Annotated in this window: 21 protein-coding genes; 16 read left to right on the top strand and 5 right to left on the bottom strand. The window is 31.4% G+C overall.

The window, feature by feature from the left end:
* Positions 1–292 precede the first annotated feature (292 nt).
* From B0A57_RS06595 to B0A57_RS06545, 11 genes are all read left to right on the top strand, one after another.
* On the top strand, positions 293–478 hold the full coding sequence (locus tag B0A57_RS06595; protein WP_011963225.1) for a hypothetical protein: 186 nt from the start codon (positions 293–295) through the stop codon (positions 476–478).
* Complete coding sequence (locus tag B0A57_RS06590; RefSeq protein ID WP_011963226.1) at positions 460–756, top strand: putative quinol monooxygenase; 297 nt, start codon at positions 460–462, stop codon at positions 754–756. Before B0A57_RS06595 ends, B0A57_RS06590 begins: the two co-directional genes overlap by 19 nt.
* A gap of 44 nt (positions 757–800) precedes the next feature.
* The gene (locus B0A57_RS06585; protein WP_052079083.1) at positions 801–1,631 is read left to right on the top strand and encodes a class I SAM-dependent methyltransferase; all 831 of its coding nucleotides are present in this window, start codon (positions 801–803) and stop codon (positions 1,629–1,631) included.
* Entirely contained in the window at positions 1,632–2,363 is a 732-nt protein-coding gene (gldF, locus tag B0A57_RS06580; RefSeq protein ID WP_034097570.1) for a gliding motility-associated ABC transporter permease subunit GldF, read from the top strand.
* A complete protein-coding gene (gldG, locus tag B0A57_RS06575; RefSeq protein WP_011963229.1) occupies positions 2,363–4,042 on the top strand; it encodes a gliding motility-associated ABC transporter substrate-binding protein GldG in 1,680 nt (559 codons plus the stop codon). Before gldF ends, gldG begins: the two co-directional genes overlap by 1 nt.
* Positions 4,043–4,141: 99 nt before the next feature.
* On the top strand, positions 4,142–5,260 hold the full coding sequence (dnaN, locus tag B0A57_RS06570; RefSeq protein WP_034097569.1) for a DNA polymerase III subunit beta: 1,119 nt from the start codon (positions 4,142–4,144) through the stop codon (positions 5,258–5,260).
* A gap of 517 nt (positions 5,261–5,777) precedes the next feature.
* Positions 5,778–7,124 carry a DEAD/DEAH box helicase gene (locus tag B0A57_RS06565; RefSeq protein ID WP_011963231.1) on the top strand — a complete coding sequence of 449 codons (1,347 nt, stop codon included), beginning with the start codon at positions 5,778–5,780 and terminating at the stop codon, positions 7,122–7,124.
* 133 nt (positions 7,125–7,257) lie between these two features.
* Complete coding sequence (locus B0A57_RS06560) at positions 7,258–9,186, top strand: vWA domain-containing protein (RefSeq protein ID WP_034097567.1); 1,929 nt, start codon at positions 7,258–7,260, stop codon at positions 9,184–9,186.
* Entirely contained in the window at positions 9,183–10,436 is a 1,254-nt protein-coding gene (locus B0A57_RS06555; RefSeq protein WP_034097580.1) for a dihydroorotase, read from the top strand. Before B0A57_RS06560 ends, B0A57_RS06555 begins: the two co-directional genes overlap by 4 nt.
* A gap of 1 nt (position 10,437) precedes the next feature.
* A complete protein-coding gene (locus B0A57_RS06550; protein WP_034097565.1) occupies positions 10,438–10,758 on the top strand; it encodes a DUF4870 domain-containing protein in 321 nt (106 codons plus the stop codon).
* 98 nt (positions 10,759–10,856) lie between these two features.
* Positions 10,857–11,498, top strand: coding sequence for an alpha/beta hydrolase (locus B0A57_RS06545; protein WP_011963235.1), 642 nt, complete (start codon positions 10,857–10,859; stop codon positions 11,496–11,498).
* A 189-nt stretch (positions 11,499–11,687) separates the two neighbouring features.
* Here B0A57_RS06545 and B0A57_RS06540 read toward each other — a convergent pair whose 3' ends face one another.
* Positions 11,688–12,155 carry a hypothetical protein gene (locus tag B0A57_RS06540; protein WP_011963236.1) on the bottom strand — a complete coding sequence of 156 codons (468 nt, stop codon included), beginning with the start codon at positions 12,153–12,155 and terminating at the stop codon, positions 11,688–11,690.
* Between the two features lie 6 nt (positions 12,156–12,161).
* Positions 12,162–12,926: an MBL fold metallo-hydrolase gene (locus tag B0A57_RS06535; RefSeq protein ID WP_011963237.1), complete on the bottom strand. Its 765-nt coding sequence runs from the start codon at positions 12,924–12,926 to the stop codon at positions 12,162–12,164.
* Positions 12,927–13,011: 85 nt separating this feature from the next.
* Between B0A57_RS06535 and B0A57_RS06530 the strand changes: the two genes are divergently transcribed.
* Positions 13,012–14,478, top strand: coding sequence for a TonB-dependent receptor (locus B0A57_RS06530; RefSeq protein WP_011963238.1), 1,467 nt, complete (start codon positions 13,012–13,014; stop codon positions 14,476–14,478).
* 64 nt (positions 14,479–14,542) lie between these two features.
* Here B0A57_RS06530 and bcp read toward each other — a convergent pair whose 3' ends face one another.
* A complete protein-coding gene (gene bcp, locus B0A57_RS06525; RefSeq protein WP_034097557.1) occupies positions 14,543–14,995 on the bottom strand; it encodes a thioredoxin-dependent thiol peroxidase in 453 nt (150 codons plus the stop codon).
* 88 nt (positions 14,996–15,083) lie between these two features.
* Between bcp and B0A57_RS06520 the strand changes: the two genes are divergently transcribed.
* The 4 genes from B0A57_RS06520 (at position 15,084) to B0A57_RS06505 (ending at position 18,474) form a co-directional block, all read left to right on the top strand.
* Entirely contained in the window at positions 15,084–15,740 is a 657-nt protein-coding gene (locus tag B0A57_RS06520; protein WP_034097555.1) for an endonuclease III domain-containing protein, read from the top strand.
* Between the two features lie 208 nt (positions 15,741–15,948).
* On the top strand, positions 15,949–17,061 hold the full coding sequence (locus B0A57_RS06515) for an AAA family ATPase (protein ID WP_038466207.1): 1,113 nt from the start codon (positions 15,949–15,951) through the stop codon (positions 17,059–17,061).
* Complete coding sequence (locus B0A57_RS06510; RefSeq protein WP_038466204.1) at positions 17,054–17,776, top strand: hypothetical protein; 723 nt, start codon at positions 17,054–17,056, stop codon at positions 17,774–17,776. The genes B0A57_RS06515 and B0A57_RS06510 overlap by 8 nt, the downstream gene beginning before the upstream one ends.
* A gap of 305 nt (positions 17,777–18,081) precedes the next feature.
* Positions 18,082–18,474, top strand: coding sequence for a hypothetical protein (locus tag B0A57_RS06505; RefSeq protein ID WP_011963241.1), 393 nt, complete (start codon positions 18,082–18,084; stop codon positions 18,472–18,474).
* Positions 18,475–18,485: 11 nt separating this feature from the next.
* Here B0A57_RS06505 and B0A57_RS06500 read toward each other — a convergent pair whose 3' ends face one another.
* Both B0A57_RS06500 and B0A57_RS06495 read right to left on the bottom strand, forming a co-directional pair.
* The gene (locus B0A57_RS06500) at positions 18,486–19,742 is read right to left on the bottom strand and encodes an MFS transporter (protein ID WP_011963242.1); all 1,257 of its coding nucleotides are present in this window, start codon (positions 19,740–19,742) and stop codon (positions 18,486–18,488) included.
* A gap of 35 nt (positions 19,743–19,777) precedes the next feature.
* Positions 19,778–20,941, bottom strand: coding sequence for an IS4 family transposase (locus B0A57_RS06495; RefSeq protein WP_038466201.1), 1,164 nt, complete (start codon positions 20,939–20,941; stop codon positions 19,778–19,780).
* Positions 20,942–21,065 lie beyond the last annotated feature (124 nt).

Below are 21,065 nucleotides of genomic sequence, written 5' to 3'. Positions count from 1 at the left end.
TTGTGCAACAGCCACACACGTCTTGCGCCATTTGCGAATTTAGTGAAATTACCGTTTTTTAATTGTATTTTCGTTTAGCCGAAAATACTCGTCTTCGTAAGTCGCAAACGGCGCAAGGCGCGAGAAAGTTATCAGCTCATAACCGTAAATAACGAATACAAATTAGCCCAAGGACAAGCCCAAAAAACGGATAAATATATCTTTAAAATATTTATTCATCACGGGAGAATCTAAAGTTTATGAAATTCTTAAAAACTATCACTATTTTCATATCTCAACTGATAATATTATTATGAAAAAATTAGAAAAATTTGGAATACTAAAATTTAAAATTGCTTGGCGTAAAATACCAAATTACGAATCCTATTATCAATATCAAATAGCTGTTAGAAACGCATTTGAAAATAGAATTACTATGGAGGTAGAATTTGAACTATTTAATTTAAAATCAAAAATCCTATGTTCGTACGCATCGTAAAATTAAGTTTTCACGAAGAAAATATTACAGCTTTTCTAGAAAATTTCGAATTAATGAAAGAAAAAATACGAAATGCCCAAGGAAATCGTTTATTAGAATTATACCAAGACAAAAACAACAAATGTATTTTCTTTACCTATAGTTATTGGGAAACCGAACAAGATTTAGAAAATTACCGAAACTCAGAACTATTTTATGATGTTTGGACATTTACCAAAAAATTATTTAACGACAAACCAGAAGCTTGGAGTCTAGATAAATTGATTACTGTACTATAAATCTGATTACTAAACAACAAACAAGTCATTAAAAAAAGTATATTATGAACATCATAACAAGAAAAATTTATTACTCTTTACCCATTCCGCTGCGTTATGCCGCAAGAAAAATCATATACTTCCCTAGCGATATGCTAACCAAAAAAAATAATTTAGTGCCACCTAAAGGAATCATATTTACAGGAAGTGGAAATTATTTGCAAACCGGAAAGGTTTTTTTTAGTTATTTTCAAAAATATTGCGATTTTACGCCCCAAAGTTCTATTCTTGATATTGGCTCTGGAATAGGCAGAATGGCAATTCCTTTTACAAACTATCTTTCTACAACAGGAAAATACGAAGGTTTTGATATTGTAAAAATAGGTATCGATTGGTGCACTAAAAATATTAGTAGTCGTTTTCCAAATTTTAACTTTAAACTCATTCCCTTAAAGAATGATTTATATAGACTCAACACAAATGAAAAAGCAGCAGAATTAAAATTTCCTTATCAAAATGAAAATTTCGATTTCGTTTTTTTAACTTCCGTATTCACTCACATGCTACCAAATGATGTAGAAAATTACATTAGCGAAATACATAGAGTATTAAAGAAAGATAAAAAATGCTTCGCTACTTTCTTTATTATAGATGATCAAAGCAGCAAATCTATGCACGAAAAAGGACATAAGAATTTCCCTTTCGATAGGGGAAATTATGCACTAATGGATAAATCAGTTAAAGAAGCAAATGTGGCTTACAAGAAAGATTATATCATTCATTTACTAGAAAGTTATAATTTTGAAATCACCAATTTTATTAGAGGCAATTGGTCTGGCATACAAAACACCCCGCTAAACGAACATCAAGATATTATAATATTTAAAAAAAAATAAATGAAAGCCATATTATTTAAAGAATTTCGATCCTTTTTTGGTTCTCCCATAGGCTATCTAGTTATCGCTATTTTCCTATTACTCACAGGATTATTTTTGTGGATTTTTGATGGTGATTACAACATCTTAAACTCCGGATTTGCAGATCTAACGCCGTTTTTTACCATTGCCCCTTGGATCCTTTTATTCCTAATTCCTGCCGTAACCATGCGTAGTTTTTCGGACGAAAAAAAACAAGGAACTATAGAGCTGTTACTTACAAAACCTTTATCGCTTTGGCAAATCGTGAACGGAAAATTTTTAGGTGCTTTTTTATTATTAATAATAGCAATAATACCAACACTAGTATATGTTAAAGTTATTTATGATTTAGGCTTACCCGAAGGAAATATCGATTTTGGAAGCACCCTAGGCTCCTATTTTGGCTTATTATTTCTCATGGCAACTTACACTGCAATTGGGATTTACACCTCCACCTTATCTGACAATCAGATTGTAGCCTTTATCGTATCGGTATTTTTGTGTTTTGTGCTTTATTTTGGCTTTCAAGGCATTGCAAACTATAAAATACTTGGAGATTTTAGCGAACTTATTAAATCATTTGGCATGGATTATCATTACAAAAGCATGAGCCGAGGGGTAATAGATACTCGAGATATTATTTATTTTGTGAGTATAACCGTACTGTTTTTGTCGTTTACTGTTTATAAATTAAAATCATACAAATCGTAATGATACCAATTAAGAAAAAGAAAATCAAGACATTATTACTTACTATTGCTATTATTCTTATCATAAATGGCATTGGAAGTCAATTTTTTCATCGTTTCGATTTAACGCATGACAAACGTTATACTTTGTCTGAAACTTCCCTAAATATCATAAAAAATGCCAAAGAACCATTGTATATAGATGTGTTTTTAGAAGGTAATTTTCCGCCCGAATTTAAACGTTTGCAAAACGAAACCAAGCAAATTCTAGAGGAATTTAAGGCTTACAATCCTAATATAATTTACCAATTTGTAAATCCTTTAGAAAACCCTGAAGAGGCCGATGCTATTATAGAATCCTTTGTACAACGAGGGCTAACGCCTACAAATATTACTGTCGATGACAAAGGAAAACAATCCAAAGAAATGGTTTTTCCTTGGGCAATTGCTACTTATAAGAACAAAAGTACCAAGATTTCTTTATTAAAAAACAAATTAGGAGCCACCACCGAACAAAAAGTAATCAGTTCTGTACAACATTTAGAATACGCTTTTGCTGATGGTTTTCATAAAATAACCACAAAAAAGCAAAAGAAAATAGCCGTTATAAAAGGCAAAAACGAATTACCCGATCTTTTTAAAGCAGACTTCTTACAATCTATACGAGAAAATTATTTTATTGCACCTTTCCCATTAGATTCGGTATCTAAAAACCCCATACTTTTTGCAAAAGCATTAAAAACCTTCGATTTAGCCATTATCGCCAAACCAAAAACTGCCTTTTCTGACCAAGAAAAACAAGTTTTAGACCAGTTTATCATCAATGGTGGCAAAACATTATGGTTAGTAGAAACCGTAAATATAGATATGGAAAACCTAAACAAAACAGGTTCTAGTTTTGCTTTTCCTTTCGATTTGGGTTTAAACGATATGTTTTTTAAATACGGATTCAGAATAAATCCAATATTGGTAAAAGACATACAATGTGCGCCAATCTCGTTAGCCTCTGGAAACAAAGGAAACCAAACACAATACGAAAAATATCCTTGGTATTTTGCACCGTATATTTTCCCAGAAGCCAAACATCCAATCGTGAATAATATTGATGGCGTAAAACTAGATTTTGCCAATGCTATTGATACTTTAAAAAACGGGATCAAGAAAACAATCCTATTACAATCTTCTATCTATTCTAAAAAAGTAGGAACTCCTGTTGAAATCGATTTGAAAATGGTAAATGAAAAACCAAACCCACAAGATTTTCAGCCAGGAAACATTCCTGTTAGTTTGCTCTTAGAAGGTAATTTCACTTCAGCATTCGAAAATAGAGTTTTACCCTTTGATGATGCTAGCTTTAAAGCCAAAGCAAAACCATCTAAAATGATTATAGTATCTGATGGTGATGTCATTAGAAATCAAATCGATGAGAAAGGACAGCCATTAGAATTAGGTTTTGACAAGTGGACAAATAAAATGTATGCCAATAAGGAATTTTTGATGAATTGCGTGAATTATTTACTCGATGACAACGGACTTATTAACATTCGTAGTAAAGAAGTCGATTTACCTTTATTAGACAAAGAAAAAGTAGCCAAAAACTATACTTACACACAATTGCTAACTGTCTTATTCCCATTATTTTTGCTGCTGTTTTTTGGAATTTCGATTACTTATCTAAGAAAAAAACAATTTAGCCGTTAGTTGTTGATAAAAATGTTTTCAATACTGATTAGTTTACGATATATTTGTAAAAAATAATAAGTTCTGGAATTCAAAACAGAAGAATTTAAAACAAAGACGATGAAGTTTATAGTATCAAGTTCCTATTTATTAAAACAATTACAAGTTTTAGGAAGCGTTATCAATAGTAGTAATACATTGCCTATTTTAGATAATTTCCTATTTGAATTAAAGAAAAACGAATTATTAGTTTCTGCTTCAGATCTAGAAACCACCATGTCAGCCTCGCTTACTATCGATTCAGATAGCCAAGGAAGCGTTGCCGTTCCTGCAAAATTATTACTAGAAATACTAAAAACTTTTCCAGAACAACCCCTAACCTTTACAGTTGAAGAAAACAACACCATCGAAATTAGCTCACAATCAGGAAAATACGCACTAGCCTATGCTCCAGGTGACGAATTTCCAAAAGCTGTAAACTTAGAAGAACCCTCTAAAACTATTGTTCCTGCCGAAGTATTATCAACAGCAGTAAGCAAAACAATCTTTGCCGCTGGAAACGATGACCTACGCCCAGTAATGTCTGGTGTCTTTTTTCAGTTTTCGCCAGAAGGATTAATTTTTGTGGCTACCGATGCACATAAATTAGTAAAATATGCCCGTACCGATGTAAAAGCGTCGCAAGTTGCTGATTTTATTATGCCAAGAAAACCTTTAAATATTTTGAAAGGAATTCTAGCTACTTCAAACGAAGAAGTAACCATCGAATATAACGATTCGAATGCTACTTTCTCCTTCGATAATTATATATTAACTTGTAGATTAATTGACGGTAAATACCCTAATTATGAAGCAGTTATCCCAAAAGAAAATCCAAATAAATTAATGATAGACAGAACGCAATTTTTAAGTTCTGTACGTCGTGTGGCGATTTTCTCTAACAAAACAACACACCAAATTAGACTTAAAATTGCAGGAACAGAATTAAATATTTCTGCAGAAGACATAGATTATTCAAACAAAGCAGAAGAGCGTTTAACTTGTGATTATCAAGGTGATGATATGCAAATAGGTTTCAACTCACGTTTCTTATTAGAAATGCTAGGCAACCTACAATCAGATATGATTATGCTAGAAATGTCTATGCCAAACAGAGCAGGAATTCTTACCCCTATTGATGGTCTTGACGAAGGCGAAACCGTTACTATGCTTGTTATGCCTGTTATGCTAAACAATTAGATTTGCTATACTAATTTTACCCCTTTTAGATATAAAAATGTTCAGCCTTTGCTGAACATTTTTTTTATTTACACATAACTTGAACTCTATTAATTATAGCCTCTTGCGCTAAGTATTCAAGTAAAAATACTTTTTTAAGGCTTTTCGGACTCAAATAGAATTAGGCATGTTATAATTAATACTTACCACCATCATATACTAATACCCTTTTATTATTGAAAGTACTACAATAACAAACATACAATTTGCTATTCCTAGGAATGAAAAATTCTATCAAATGATTCATATTATGAAATTCCTAGCAATAACAATACCCGCACCAAATATTACAGTGCCTTTAAAATTAAAGCAGTATAATTGTTTCCACAGATCATTCTGTAACTATTGGCAAAAAACAAATTCTAAATTCACATTTTAATACCTTGTTTTAATTAAAATCTGTTTTTTATAACGAAGAACACTTATTTATTGATGAATATTAAGTTTAAAGAATATCTTTGCATAAAATAAAAATAAAATGGCATCATTTGAGCAGTTTAATCTTCCAAAATCAGTACAAAAAGCATTAAACGATTTACAGTTAACAACACCAACTCCTATACAAGAAAAATCCTTTGCTGTAATCATGTCTGGTCGGGATATGATGGGAATTGCACAAACAGGAACTGGTAAAACTTTTGCCTATCTTTTGCCACTATTAAAGCAATATACCTTTACAAATACCAATACCCCTAAAATTGTAATTCTTGTTCCAACCCGAGAACTAGTCGTACAAGTGGTAGAAGAAGTCGAAAAACTAACAAAATATATGTCGGTTTCTACCTTAGGAATATATGGTGGTGTAAACATAAATACACAAAAAAAACAAGTTTACGAAGGTGTCGATATTCTAGTAGGAACACCAGGACGCGTCATGGATTTAGCGCTAGACGCTGTGATTCGTTTCGATGATACCCAAAAATTAGTTATTGATGAATTTGACGAAATGCTAAACCTTGGTTTCCGAGTTCAAATCACTTCAATCCTTGCCATGCTAAGAACCAAACGTCAGAACATACTATTTTCGGCCACCATGACTGATGAAGTTGATGCTATTTTGAACGATTACTTCGATTTCCCAGAAGAAGTTTCGCTAGCAATGTCTGGAACTCCTTTAGAAAAAATCGAACAATTATCGTATAATGTTCCTAACTTTAATACCAAAGTTAACCTACTCAAACATTTACTACATACCAATGAAGAAATGTCTCGTATTTTAGTTTTTGTAAATAATAAAAAAATTGCCGATATGCTTCACGAAAGAATTGAAGGCGATTTCCCAGATCAATTTGGAGTCATTCACTCCAATAAATCGCAAAATTATCGTTTAACCACAATGGCAACTTTCCAAGAAGGCGAATTGCGTGGTTTAATTACTACCGATATTATGGCGCGTGGTCTAGACATTTCGAACATTACACACGTTATAAACTTTGAAGCACCCGAACTTCCTGAACAATATATACACCGTATTGGTCGTACTGGTCGTGCCGATGCTAGCGGAATTGCAATAAGTTTTATTGCGCCTCGAGAAGAAGAAATAAAATTTGGAGCCGAAGTTTTGATGGGCAAAGAAATTGAAATTTTAGATTTACCTGAAGAAGTAGAAATCTCTAAACTACTTATTGGTCCAGAAAAAGAGAAAGAAGTGATTAAATTTTTACTTAAAAAAGTGAAATTAGAAGGTGGCGCTTCTCATCACGAAAAATCAGAGAAAAACAAAAAAGTAAATCTAGGTGGCCCATCTAAAACGAAGAAAAAAACAGGAACCTCTGTCAATAGAAATATTTTAAAAACTAGAGCAGCAAAGAAGAAGAAAAAATAGTTGGCAATTGATAATTGATAATTGACAATTGATAATTATCTTTGAAAAATCATAAATATCTGAATTTAAAAACAATTACCACAACAACCCATAATTTTTGGGTCGTAATTTTTAATTCGTAATTAATTCTTAAATGCAATTTAAACATCCAGAAATCCTCTATTTCCTTTTCTTATTGGTTATTCCAATTCTGGTGCATTTGTTTCAATTAAGACGTTTTAAAAAAGAATTTTTTACCAATGTAAAATTTCTAAAAGAACTCTCTATTCAAACCCGAAAGAGTTCTAAAATAAAGAAATGGTTATTGCTCGCTACTAGATTATTAGTACTTGCCTTTCTCATTTTTGCTTTTGCACAACCTTTTTTTAAAGCAAAAGACAGCCAAAATACTAACAACGAATTGTTTGTCATCTTAGACAATTCGTATAGTATGCAAGCCAAAGGACAAAAAGGTGAATTACTAAAACGAGCCGTGCAAGATTTATTAGAATTTGCGCCTAAAAACAGTAATTTCTCTTTAATTACAAACAATGAAAATTATTGGAATACCAATATAAATGCCATCGAGAAAGATTTACAAAAAATAAACTATAGCGCCATTCCGTTCTCGTTAGAAACTGCTTTAACCAAAATAAAATCTCGTAAAACCTTTGCAAACAAAGACATTGTTGTTATTACCGATGCCATTGGCCTGAACAAAAACCACCTAAAAGACAGCAACAAAAAAGATAAAACTTATTTTATCATTCCAGAAGCAGAACAACTTAAGAACATCGCAATAGATACTGTTTATTTAGCCCAAACTTTAGACAATTTCTACGAAATATCCGTACAGTTTTCTTCAAAATTCGAAGAAAAAAAAGCAATTCCAGTTTCTGTTTACAACCAAAAAAATTTAATTGCTAAAACAATTTTAAATCTCGAAAAGAACAAAGAAATCATCAATTTTACAATTCCAAAAGCCAATTTTAATGGTTATGTAAGCATCAATGATAATAGTTTGGCTTTCGACAATACTTTATATTTCTCTATTTCCGAACCCAAAACAATAAATATTTTAAGTATTGGTCTGCCCGAAAAAAGCGATTTTTTAGCACGAATTTATACAAAAACTGAATTTAATTATACAAATTCACTAATTACTACTTTAGATTATAGCCAACTAAACAAACAAGACGCTATTATCTTGAACGAATTAGACAATATTCCCGTGGCATTGCAAACTAATTTAAAATCGTTTGTTGCCAAAGGCGGAAATGTGGTTTTTATACCGTCAGAAAAAAATGATGTTTCTAATTTGAATTCATTCTTCAATCATTTTGGAGGTATTCAGTTTTCAAATCTCCAAAATCAAGAAAAGAAAATCACTAAAATAAATTTTTCGAATCCATTATTTTCAAATGTTTTCGAGAAGAAAATTACTAATTTTCAATATCCAAATACAATACAATCATTTGCTATAAAAAGCAATGCGCCTCAAGCAATTAGTTACGAGGATCAAACTGCTTTTTTAACATCAATACAAAAGCAAATGAGTTCTGTCTTCGTGTTTTCGGCACCTATAAATAAAACCAATAGTAATTTTCAGAATTCGCCACTCATTGTACCCACTTTTTATAAAATGGCAATAAACACAAACAATAACGGCGTAAAATATGAAACTATTGGCAACACAAATTCGTTTCTAATTACCGCAAAAACAAACCATAACGAGATTATTTCTATAAAAAATTCTTCGGAAGAGTTTATCCCATCGCAACAAATCATGTCAGATAAAATTAAAATTTCTTGTGCAGACAACCCAACGTTAGCAGGAAATTTTGAAATCATTCAAAGCAAAAAAAACATCGGAAATATTAGTTTTAATTTTGATAGAAAAGAGAGTAATCTGACACTTCCAAGCCATGAAACCCTAACCGATTTGAATGTTGTTTCTAACATAGAATCGTTTTTTGATACCATTCAAATAAACAGAACCGATAGCCAAGTTTGGAAATGGTTTCTTATTTTTGCACTATTATTTTTACTCCTCGAACTATTTATACAAAAATTTGTAAAATGAATTTGATACTCAAAGCAGCACGAATTATCGATACTAAAAACGCATTACACAATCAAGTTGTGGATATAAAAATTAGCAACGGAATTATTCGAAAAATAGCCTCAAATATTGAAAAAACTGAAGGTTTTGAAGAAATAAAACTCGATAATTTACACGTTTCTCAAGGTTGGTTTGACACGAGTGTTTGCCTTGGCGAGCCTGGTTTTGAAGATAGAGAAACCATTGCAAATGGCTTGCAAGTAGCTGCAAAATCAGGTTTTACAGCCATTGCGCTACAACCCAACTCCTTCCCTATTTTAGACAATCAATCGCAAATAAATTTTGTAAAACAAAAAGCAAATGGTTTTGCAACTGAACTTTTTCCTATTGGAGCTTTAACACAAAAAAGTGAAGGAAATGATTTGGCAGAACTTTTTGACATGAAAAACGCTGGAGCTATTGCTTTTACTGATTATAACAAGAGTTTAGACAATGCTAATTTGCTTAAAATAAGTTTGCAATATACTCAAGATTTCGACGGATTAGTTATCGCCTTTGCTCAAGATAACACCATAAAAGGTAAAGGAATGGTACACGAAGGTATCCTTTCGACAATGTTAGGACTAAAAGGAATTCCCTCGCTTGCAGAAGAATTAATTGTTGCCCGAAACTTATTTATACTAGAATATACGGGTGGAAAATTACATATTCCAACCATTTCTAGCGCAAAATCTGTTGCATTAATTAAAGAAGCTAAAGCCAAAGGATTACAAGTAACTTGTAGCGTTGCGGCACATAACTTAATACTAACAGATGCAGTCATTGAAGGTTTTGACACCCGTTATAAAGTCTTGCCACCACTTCGAACTGAAGAAGATAAAAAAGCATTAATCGAAGGAATTCTAGACCATACCATCGATTGTATCACCTCAGACCACAATCCGATTGATATTGAAAATAAAAAAATGGAATTCGATAAAGCAAAATACGGAACCATTGGGTTAGAAAGTGCCTTTGGCGCTTTGCAAACCATATTACCAACGGAGATAATCATCAGAAAATTAAGTGCTGGTAGAAGCCTTTTTGGTCAAGAAACTTTTTCAATATCCGAAGGGCAAAAAGCAAATATCACCTTATTTAATCCCGAAGGAGAATCTATATTTACAGAGAAAAATATCTTATCAAAATCTAAAAATTCAGCTTTTCTTAATACCCTTTTAAAAGGAAAAGTGTACGGAATTTATAACCAAGAAAAATTAGTTTTAGCATAAAATGGAAGAACAAAAAGACGGAAAAACAGCAGCAATATTAAGTTACATTATTTTAATTGGCCCATTAATTGCCATGTCTATAAATTCTGAAAACAAAAATAGTTTTGCCTCATTTCATACCAGACAAGGATTAGGAATTACCATACTTTTTATAGCTTTGGGATTGCTTATTTCAAATTTTAAAAATGATATGATTTTAATTTCAATGTGGGTTTTTGTTTCGGTTTTAAGCATGTATGGCATGCTAACAGCAACAAAAGGAGAAATGAAAGCTATTCCGTTTTTAGGAAATTATTTTCAAAAATGGTTTAAAAACATATAAATTCTTATTTTAAAATTCGTTATTCAACATTCGTTGTTCGTGGTTTGAATTTTTAAATGTTGAATATTGAACAACGAATTTAAAAAAACTTTAAAACAATGACATTACACCACCTCGTTCGAGAACCTAAGATAAAATTAGACAAAAACCCATTATTACTATTACTTCATGGTTATGGCAGCAACGAAGAAGATTTATTTTCGTTTGCCTCAGAATTACCTGATCATTATTATGTAATTTCGGCTCGTGCACCTTACGATTTACAATATGCAAGTCATGCTTGGTATGCTATTGATTTTGATGCCGATGAAAATAAATTTTCGGATCTAAATCAAGCTAGAAGCTCCCGAGATGTAATCGCTAATTTTATTGATGAATTGGTAGCTAACTATCCTATTGATGCTAAAAATATAACCTTAATAGGCTTTAGTCAAGGTTGTATTTTAAGCTATGCCGTTGCCTTGTCCTATCCAGAAAAAATACAACGAGTAGTGGCTATGAGTGGTTATTTTAACACCGAAATTGCAAAAGAAGGTTTTGAAAGTAACGATTTCTCTAATCTCAAAATATTTGCTTCTCACGGCTCTGTAGATCAAGTTGTACCTGTAGATTGGGCAAGAAAAGCAAAACCTTTGCTAGATAATCTAGGAATTGAAAACGTGTATAAAGAATACCCAATTGGCCATGGAATCTCGCCACAAAATTTTTATGATTTCAAAAATTGGTTGGAAAAGGTTTAAACACTAAGTACACGAAGAAGTCACAAGGTTCACAAAAATAAAAAACTATAATCCTCTGGTAATAATAGTTAAAAAAAGTTTAAACACAAAGTTCACAAAGAATGAAAACACATCAAACTTTGTGAACTACGTGACCCGAGCCTTAAAGGCGGGCGAACTGGCGAAGCAAAACCTTTGTGGTTAAAATGCTTATTGTTGCGGATACATAACCGTTTCGGCAGTTTCGAAAGTAACGGAACCGTCTTTTTCTAGAAAATATTTCAGAATAACTTCTCCCCAATTAGAATCGCCTGTAAAATCGGCAATAATCCATCGGTGGTTTAGGAAACGTACTTTATTAATTACCATATTATCATAAGGAATTAACTTGTTTCCCGTAGGATTCGAGTTCATATCCATTAGTTTTTCTTTTACTTGTGGCATTAGTTTCTGAACGTCATAACCTTCTAAATAATCTTGTGCTTTCTCATCATAGGCCAAAGAAAAATAATCTCCTTCTTCTTTTTGGGCTACAATTTTAGAAATGCTATCGGTCATTTTTAGTTTAAATTTCTCCGCACGATTTTCATCAAAATTAAACTTTTTTGTCGAATACATATATTGAAAAATATTCAATAATACCGAAAATATTAATCCGTATAAAACCAGTTTTTTCATTTTTTTTTAAATATTAATTATTAAATTATCGTAAGCCAAAAATACATTTTTGGGTAATTTTTTTTGTACTTCTTGATGAAAACCAAAAGTATGACCTATGTGGGTTAAATAAGCTTTTTTTGGTTGCACAATAGCAATAAAATCTAACGCTTCCTGCAAATTAAAGTGGGTATTATGAAGTTCTTCCCTTAAAGCGTTTATTACCAAAACTTCTAGGTTTTTAAGTTTATTTATTTCTGCGGGTTCAATGGTTTTTACATCGGTCAAATAAGCAAAAGCATCAAAACGATAACCAAAAACTTGCAAACCACCATGTATTGCATTTATGGGAATTATTTTTTTCGAATCGATATCAATGGCCACATTATTTTCAACTTCTATTGGAAAAACACCCGGAGAGCCTGGATATTTGTTTTCGGTTTCAAAAATATAATCGAAACGTTTTTCTAGGTTTTTCAATACTCGCTCATGTGCATAAATAGGAATATCTCCTTGTTTGAAAAAAAATGGTCGAATATCATCTAAACCAGCCGTATGGTCGGAATGCTCATGAGTAAATAAAATGGCATCAATTTTAGAACAACCAGAAGCGAGCATTTGTTGTCTAAAATCTGGCCCACAATCTATTACAAAAGAATTATTATCCCATTCTACCCAGATTGAAACCCGCAAACGCTTGTCTTTTTTATCCTGACTATGGCATACAGGATGGTTACTACCTATAACAGGAATGCCTTGTGAAGTACCAGTACCTAAAAAATAGACTTTCAATTATTTTTTTTTTTTGACAAAAATAAAGATATTTTTTATGTAAAGCTGTCTATTTTATTAACTTTGTAAAGTATTTACCCCAAGCATGAGAAACTCAGAAACAGAAATTACGCTAAAAGGAGACAGAGTTATTGAACAAATACCGTCAATATCTGATAAAGCTCTGCGTATCAACCTCAACAACAACATTTACGGAACCTTTGCCGAGATTGGCGCCGGACAAGAAACGGTACGCCATTTTTTTAGAGCTGGTGGTTCTTCTGGTACGATTGCAAAAGCAATGTCTGCCTACGACAAAGATTTTAGTGATGCCGTATATGGTATTGAAGATGACGGCCGTTATGTAACCGAAAGTCGTCTAAAAAAGATGCTATCCCACGAAGGCGAACTCATGGAGCAACGTCTAAAACGTGACAAACATCCTACAAAAATGTTTTTTAGCTATGCCAATACCGTTGCTACAATAGATTTTGCAAAAAAATTTAAAGGCCACGGCTGGGTAGGAATTAGATATCAAATTGAAGCAGATGAAGCCTATAACGAAATATTACTTCACATCAGATTTAAAGAAACTGATGCAAAACTGCAACAAGAAACCTTAGGAAAACTAGGCGTAAACCTAATATACGGTGCGTTTTACAAACACAACGACCCTAAAAGATTACTAAGATATTTGTATGACCATATAGATTACGACCAGCTAGAAATAGACACCGTTAATTTTTCAGGACCAAGATTTGCTGATGTAGACAACCGATTGATGAGTTTACAATTAGTAAAAAATGGCATGACAGATGCCGTAATGTTTGATCCAACAGGAAAAAACATCTTACCCGCAGCCACTTTATACAAGAAAAACATTTTGGCATTGCGAGGAAGTTTTCGCCCTGTAACCAAAGTAAATATGGACATGTACGAGAAATCGTTGCAGATGTTTATAGACGGCAATAAAGTAAAAAAAGAAAACACTCTAGTTATTTTCGAAATCACACTTTCTAATCTCCGTTCAGATGGCGAAATAGATGAAAGAGATTTTATGGATAGAGCAGAATTACTTTGTTCGCTAGGACAAACAGTAATGATCTCTAACTTTCAAGAATACTTTAAAGTAGTCGAATATTTCTCCTCTTATACAAAAGAAAGAATGGGACTAGCGTTAGGTGTAAACAACCTAATTGATATATTTGACGAAAAATATTATCGCCATTTGAGTGGTGGAATTCTAGAGGCTTTTGGTAAATTATTTTACCGAGACTTAAAAGTTTTCCTATACCCTATGGAAGATGAAGTTGGCAATATAATAAACTCACAAAACCTAAAAGTGCATCCTCGCATGAAAGAATTGTACAAATTCTTTGCTTATAACGGAAAAGTGACTGACATTACCGATTTTGAAAAAGAAAACCTAAAAATTTTCTCTAGAGAAGTCTTCAAAATGATACACAACGGCACACCTGGTTGGGAAAAAATGCTACCCGACGGAATTGCCGATATCATTAAGAAAGACCATCTTTTTGGGTATGACAGCAATAAAACATTAATAGAAGCTTAAGAAATAATATAACAAATCCTGAACTGTTTTTTTTTACAATTCAGGATTTGTCATTACCCCTTAATTAGTCCAGTATCTGTTTGGTATGTTCTTTAGTTTTTACAGAAGTAATAACGGCATCAATAATACCATTTTCGTCGATCACAAAAGTAGTTCTATGTATTCCGTCATATTCTTTTCCCATAAATTTTTTTGGCCCCCAAACACCAAATGCCTCAATAACAGCTTTATTTTCATCGGCTAAAAGAGGAAAAGGAAAATTAAATTTTTCTTTAAATTTTAGCTGTGTTTTTGCGGCATCAGCACTTACGCCTAAAAGCGCATAATTATTAGACACGAATTTATCATAATTATTACTCAAATCACAAGCTTCTGCGGTACAACCAGGTGTGTTTGCTTTTGGATAAAAAAACAAAACTAATTTTTTTCCTGTATAATCTGATAGTTTATGTAATTTTCCGTCTTGGTCTAAAGCTGAAAAATTAGGCGCTTTATCTCCTTTTTTTAGTATTGTCATTTTTTTTAGTTTCTGTTTTTTTATTGATGTCGCTTTTTTATTATAATTGCCATCGAAATTGTATTTTTACATTTCAAATTTAACTAAAATGACCAAAAAAGAAAGTGTAACTTTTGTTATAAATACGTTAAAAGAATTATACCCTACAATTCCTATTCCGCTCGATCACAAAGACCCATATACTTTGCTAATTGCGGTACTGCTTTCGGCACAATGTACAGATGTTCGTGTAAACCAAATTACACCGATACTTTTTGCAAAAGCCGATAATCCCTTCGATATGGTAAAACTTTCGATCGAAGAAATTAAAGAAATTATTCGTCCGTGTGGACTTTCGCCAATGAAATCGAAAGGAATTTTTGGCTTATCGCAAATGATAATTGAACTACATGATGGAAAAGTTCCTCAAAGCTTCGAAGCCTTAGAGGCCATGCCAGCGGTGGGACATAAAACAGCCAGTGTAGTAATGAGTCAAGCTTTTGGGGTTCCTGCTTTTCCTGTAGATACACACATACACAGATTAATGTATCGCTGGAATTTGACTAATGGCAAAAATGTAGCCCAAACCGAAAAAGATGCCAAACGTATTTTTCCTAAAGAAATCTGGTACGATTTACATTTACAAATTATTTGGTACGGACGAGAGTACTCTCCAGCCCGTGGTTGGGATTTAAACAAAGATATTATTACAAGAACTGTTGGAAGACAATCTGTTCTGAAAGATTATTACAAAAAAAGGACTTAACGTTATTAATTACAGTATTTTGCCTTACAAATTGAAGTAAGAAAGTTAGTTTACCACAATCTTATTTTTATTGGAGTTTAGTAAACTTCGTTTGTAAACTAAAGCCCAATCCTTATGTTGGCAGTAATACCCCAGCAGAATCAAAGTTACCGTATTTTTTTTACGGCAGTTGTTTTTTTTACTATCTTTGTCTAAAATAGTATAAAAAATGCTTAGAAAATTTAAAATTTCAAACTTCAAAAGTTTTGAAAAAGACTTTGAAATAGATTTGACTAATATAAATGGATATGAATTTAACAAAAGTTCTATCAAAGATGGAATTGTAAACAATGCAATTATCTATGGACATAATGGTGTTGGCAAATCAAATTTAGCACTTGCAATTTTTGACATCATTGAACACTTGACAGACAAGCAAAGAAACGATGCCGTATATAAAAATTATCTAAACGCTTACTGTAATTCTGATGTATCTTCCTTTTATTACGAATTTTTGATTAACTCAAAGATTGTAATCTACGAATACAAAAAATATGATTATAAAACTATAGCATATGAGCGTTTGGTTGTAGACAATGAAGAACTTGTTTTATTTGACAGGACTAAAAACTCTAGTGCAACAATACATCTAAAAGGAGCTGAAACATTAAAAACAGAAATAGAAAATTCTGAATTATCTATTTTGAAGTATATAAAAAACAACACAGCACTTGAAAACAATGCTATAAACAATACTTTCACATCGTTATTCACTTTTGTTGAACAGATGCTCTATTTTCGGTCATTAAATGATAGAATATTTCTTGGCTTCGATATTGGAGGTAAGCATATTTATGAAGATATTATAAAGAAAAAAAATGTTGAAGATTTTGAAAAATTCCTAAATGTAGCAGGTATAGAATGTAAACTATCTATTGTTGAAGAACTAGGTAAAAATACAATTGCTTTCAATTTCAATGGGAAACAACTTCCTTTTAATGAAGTTGCGTCAACAGGAACAATTTCTCTTGCTCTTTTTTATTTTTGGTTTCAGAGCATTAAAGAAAACGGAAAGGTTTCTTTTGTTTTTATTGATGAGTTTGATGCTTTTTATCATCATACATTGTCAGCTTTGATAGTAGAAAAACTAAAAGAGACAGGAGTTCAATTTATACTAACAACTCATAATACTTCAATTATGACAAATGATTACTTGAGACCAGACTGCTACTTTGAAATGACAAAAAAACATATCCGTTCTTTATCAAGAAGTACGCAAAAAGAATTGAGAGAAGCTCACAATATCGAAAAAATGTATAAAGCAGGTTCATTCGATGTCTAGTAAAGTTCTATTTATTTTCGAAGGTCCAAAATTAGAAAAATCAATTACAGATAATTTAACCAAATTCTTTGTAAATGAAAACGCTATCATAACTTGTGCATATTGCACAACGATTTACAAAATGTATGCTGAAATTTCTAAAGATGAAGATTTGGACACCTTTAATTTACTTAAAGAAATTGAAGTCAATAAGGAAAAATTAAAAGATTTCAAAAGGTCTGATTTTGCTCAAATTTATATGTTTTTCGACTATGACGGTCACGCTACAAATGCTAGTGATAAAAAAATTAAAGAATTATTAGATTTTTTCAATGAAGAAACAGAAAAAGGGAAATTGTACATAAGTTACCCAATGGTTGAAGCGCTGAAACATATTGAGAACTTTGATACATTTGAAGAATTAAAAATTTCTTGTAAAGAAAATATTGATTATAAAAAAATTGTTAGACAGAAAGGCTTAGAAAGCCTAAAACATATTATCAATTACGATATAGAAAAATGGAAAGAACTTATTGATATACACCTCAAGAAAATGAATAAAGTAGTGAACAATTCATATATCTTTCCTAGTGATGTTATTGATCAATTAACCATTTTCAATAATCAATTTGAAAAATATATAAATATTGACAAAACTGTTGCTATCCTTAGTGCTTTTCCTGTTTTCCTTCACGACTATTACGGCAACAAAGAAATAAAAAAGAGAATAGAATAAATAGTACTACTGCCAACACACGCTACAACGGATTTGGGCAATTGGCTTAATGGAAAGTTGGTTTTGTATTTGGGATGATTTGGCAAATCCGAAAATAGGGCTTAATTTAGTCCCAAACCCGCTGTAGCGCGAGAACGGTAACGCCAAATAATGAAACATAAAAAAACTGCTTATTATAAAATTAAGCAAAATTATTAAACATATCTTATATTTGCTCTGAAAAATAAATTTTACGTTTTTTTACGAATAATTATAATCAATAAAATTGTATTTTTACATTTTATTAATAATTAACTTACATTAAAATGCAGCTTTTTTTTAAACAATTTGGAGAGGATCTGAAAAAAAATATCCCCGGTTTTATTGCAGTTACAATTACAGAGGTAAGAACAGGTATTGTATATTATTCTCAATCTGAAGACCCTAATTATGATTCGGAATTATCTAGTTCATTTTGCGTCGAAATTGTTAGAGCAAAAATGAATTCTATCATTGCAACAAATTTAAAATACCAAAAAATAGACACCATTATTATTAATCTGACTTCTCAAATTCATCTTATTGATGTTTCAGATAATGGTAAATATTTTATATATTTAACCTTAAACGATAATAAAAATTTCAATTTAGGGATAACTAAATTGCGTTTAAACAGATACAAGCAAGAAATAAAATTAGTTCAACAGAAAAAAAAATAGACTAAAATATGTTATTTATTTTCAAAAAAAAGTGAATTCATAATCTTGTCGTTTGCAATTACTTTTTCTTTTTTTGTAATATTATACAATAGCAAATTTAAGAGTAAGGCAATTGTTCCTAAAGTAGCAATAGACAACCAGTTGATGTCGTAACCAAATTTCTGAATAATCTCCATACCCATTTTTGCACTAAAAATGTGAGCAAAGCTATAACTCATTGTAAAGACAGACATATATTTAGCCTCAAGACCTATGTGAGCTCTTGATGAAGCGAATGAATTTGCAAAAGGAAAAGTTAGCATTGCTCCAAATGTAATAAAAACCATCATTATTACTAAAACCAGGTCTATTTTTACAAAAAACAAAAGCATATAAGCCGTAATCATGCAAAATAAACCAAGAGAAATGATTCTTAACTTATTTATATTCCGTGACTCGACAAAAGTAACAATAGGAAGTTCAAAAAACAGCATAATTATACCATTTAGCCCTAAAAGCAAGCCACTATAAAATTCGGGCAAATGAAATTGTTCTTTGTGATATAATGGCAAAGTTGTAAAAACCTGAAAAAATAAAATTCCTGATATCATAGAAATAATGAGGTGCAAAACAAATGGTTTGTCTCTTAAAATTGCAAATTTATTGCCACCACTAACCGCTACAATATTTTCATTAAGCTTAAACGGCAGTTTTTTCTCTCTTATGTACAAAACAAAAATAAGAACTGCTAACATGCAGGTTGCACCATCTACATAAAATAGGCATTTGTAACCCATTTTCATAATAAGAAAACCTCCTAAAGCTGGCCCAAAAAGGAACCCTAAATTTACTGCAGATCGAACTAACGATAAAGCCCTTGTTCTGTTTTCTTTTCTGGTAAAACTATTTAAGGATAGAAGCATTGCAGGTCTGAACATATCTGCAACACTCGTTAGAAGCAAAATACCTATACAAAGCATTTCAAAAGTTTTTATTTGCTCCAGCACAAAAAACAAGATACCACTTGCAAAAAGACTTATAATCATAGTTTTATAAAAACCTACATAAGACATAACCTTACCACTTAGCCAAGTTCCTATTATAGAACCAATACCAAAAAAAACCATGATCCAACCTATTTGACTATAGGTAAAATTTAAATCATCTTTCATGTATTTTGATAGAAACGGAATTACCATTGTTCCTGCTCTATTTATGAAAGTAAGAATGGTAAGAACCCATATTTCTCTAGGAAATCCTTTAAAGTTACTTATGTAATTTTTAAACATATTCTATTTTATTATATAAAAACACTAGTGTCCACTTAAAATAAGTTAAAAACCAGTTGGTTAGTATTATGTTCATTGACATTATTGTAATCTAATTTCATAAGTAGCTCATATATAGGGGTTTTATCGAGTAATGATGCGGATAAAATTTGTAGAATTTCGTAGGTTGAGCGATTGATTTTTAAATCTTTTGCTATTATAGAAACCAAACAGTAAGTTACAATTGCTACATTAATTTGAATACGAACAGCATTTTCTGTTGTTCCCCAAAAGGTCTTAACTTTTAGGTGCTGTTTTATCCATTTAAAGAACAATTCTACTTGCCATCTTTGTTTGTAAAGTAGTGCAATATCTTGAGATGATAATTCAAAATTATTGGTCAAAAAGACTAACGTTTTTTTATTTTCAGTATCGAAAAATTTCACTTTTCGTATCTTTTCTGGATAATCTTTTGAGGTATAAAAACCTTCTATTTTACCAATTTGGTCATATTTAATTCCACTGGTTTTGTCAATTTTTAGAGAATACATTCTCTTAAATTTCACATTAGATTTTGCTCTAACAACAAAATAAGCATTAGCTTTTGTAATTCGAAAAAGTCGATCATAATCAACATAAGCACGGTCAAAAATATAATAAGCAAACGGCTCATAATCTATGACATCCATTGCATTAACATCGTGTACATTTGCTTCTGTAATATGAATAAATACAGGGATTTGTGTGTTAATATCAAATAGGGTGTGCAATTTTATTCCTGCTTTAGTTTTCCGAAAATGAGCCCAACAAAATACACTCAAACATAGATCAATTGTTGAAGAATCAAAAGCATAAATATTGCCTTTTATTTCAAAGGCATCATTGCTTTTTTTATCCTGGGCAATCAATATTAAATGATTGGCAAACTCTTCAAATATTTTATAATTACGATTTTCATTGGCTTTGGATAAATTACTACGAGTTACATTTTTGCCAAATCCTAAATGATATGATTTTGATTGATGTGCTTCTATAACAATTATCAAATCCCTTAAACTTTCTCTTGCTGAAAGTTGACCAAAAATCATACATAATAATTGATTCCAACAAGTAAAATGTTTGACCGATTTATTGCCAGAATATTTACTAGTTAACCTGTCAAAAACACGTTGAGGAAGAAATTCAATCAGTTGAGAAAAGACATATTTACCGTGATTCATATTCGTAATATTGATTTACGAACATAATAATCATTTCAAATCGTCACGCTCAAAAATGACTCTTAAAATACAGATTTACAATAATTTCAAAGAACTTGTTTTATTTTTTAGTGGACACTAGTGA

It is taken from the genome of Flavobacterium psychrophilum DSM 3660 = ATCC 49418, assembly GCF_002217405.1.
Taxonomy (GTDB): Bacteria; Bacteroidota; Bacteroidia; order Flavobacteriales; family Flavobacteriaceae; genus Flavobacterium; species Flavobacterium psychrophilum.
Note: the sequence above shows the minus strand (reverse complement) of the source record. Positions and strands in the feature narration are given on the sequence as shown.